At 58.2% G+C, this 1,829-nt stretch carries 2 protein-coding genes; both read left to right on the forward strand.

The window, feature by feature from the left end; all coding sequences use genetic code 11:
- Window positions 1-259: hypothetical protein (locus ACXJKH_RS19775; RefSeq protein WP_457321917.1), on the forward strand; the 259-nt coding region annotated here is incomplete at its 5' end.
- A gap of 587 nt (window positions 260-846) precedes the next feature.
- Window positions 847-1,829 (forward strand): beta family protein (locus tag ACXJKH_RS19780; protein ID WP_457321919.1); only part of this gene is annotated, 983 nt, incomplete at its 3' end.

Consider the following 1,829-nt stretch of genomic DNA (forward strand, 5'->3'; position numbering starts at 1 on the left):
TAGAAACCTTGAGACCGCAGCAGCGGCAGCAACATCCATCAAACAATTGAGTGCAACATGCTTCAGGCAGGACACCGTCCTGGTAGCATGCAAGGACGCCTCAGAGCACCAAACGCTTCTCGCGCTTGCCCAGCAAGCCTTGAAGGACGGGCACATCCTCAAGATTACGGACTATCAGCAGTCCGGATGCCTGGACATCCGCATCGAGTTCCGTCGACCTCCCATCCTGACGAAGGAGGTGTCGCCACAGAGCCAATGATGGTGGGTACTCAGGCGCTGGATACACCAGCGCCTGGCGACCTGTGATTACTACAACCTGGCTCAAGACGGATTGGCCTCCAAGCACGCTGCTTGCGGTGGATGGTTGCCGATGCCTGTCCTGACCCAAAACGTTTAGGGATCAGGAGCTACTTATCACAGAACTGCGCCCTCAGTACTTGACGCAATAATTTGAGGCCGACTCCCGTTGCCCAGGCATGATCCGTCCCCGCAGACGTTCGTCACCCCCCCCGCCGGAGCAACCAACGGCGTACCACTGCTGCGGCTTACGGCTTCCAGCCTAAAATTTTTGGGCGGTGGCGTACCGCTGCGGACATCACACACTCCGTGTCAATTGCATTGGGCACCGGTGCGGGGTTACGGGCTTGCCAGCTGAAGAGCATGGAGAGAAGCCGGCATTTGTCTAAATGAAATGGCGCTCGGTCTTTGGGTCGGGTGATTTGACTCTTTCTCAAAACCCTAAGAGTATCTGGGCTACTCCATGGAGGGAGTTTCCTTCAGGAGTGATATTGCTGGCGATGTCCACCAATGGCTCGCCAGGACATATTAACTGCCAAGGAGGGGGCCATGGCGGCTCGATTCGACACGCATCCGCAATATGTTCCGATCATCAAGTGGCAGAAATTCGAGCAGCGCGCATTGTCCGAGCTGGTTGCTCCAGTGGTGGGGCGAACCCTGCCGTGCATCGAGGTTCGCTTGCCTGGGCAGCACGCATCCATGCTCGAATCCTATGCTGATGTATGGAAGCAGCCAGCGCTGATTGATTACTCCAATCCGGATGGCGACCTCAATGCCAGCCGCATCAAGGAACTCAACGAGTTCTTAAAGGTGGTAGGCGGCTCAGGCAAGCTGGTCACGCCGGTCCTCAACCCCGTCACCGCGGCAAAGGACTTCCCGGCCATTGGGCCATCCCTAGGGAACAGGAAGATTGCCCTTCGTCTGCGCCTGGCTGAGCCAGGCGATGCGCCAGACGCAATCCCAATTGTTAAGGCCGCCCTTGAAGTCCCCGGACTACGACAACGGGTGGAGCGACTCATCGTCGACTTGGGCCAGACACCGGCGATCTCTGCTGCAAACCGACCGGTGCTGGCGGCTTCCCTGCAGGCGCTGAAGGGCCAGGGCTTCAAGCACGTGCACCTTGCGTCGGGCTCCTTCCCTGCATCGCTGGCTCACATCAATGGTGCTGGCGAAGTAAAGCGCAAGGACTGGGAGCTATGGACGCAGATCAATGCGTTGGCACCGGACACGCTCATTGGCTTCGCCGACTATGGACCGCTCAACCCCAACTGGTCCGAAGAGACGCTCAAGCGGCGAGGCAATCGGGTCATCATTCGCTACGCCCTGGATGACAAGTGGCGCATCATACGCGGCCAGAACGCCACCAAGGCCGAGTCGATCGCCATCTCCAAGGTCATGACCACGGTGTATGCCAATGAATTCCTCGGAGCCCCGTTCTCATTCGGCGATCGTCTGATTGCAGATCGGGTCGATCCAACCGTTCCGCTGAAGAACAAAGCCGGCGGCCATCTGCACATCTCTGAGTTCTGGAC

Source organism: Stenotrophomonas sp. P5_B8 (genome assembly GCF_054049855.1).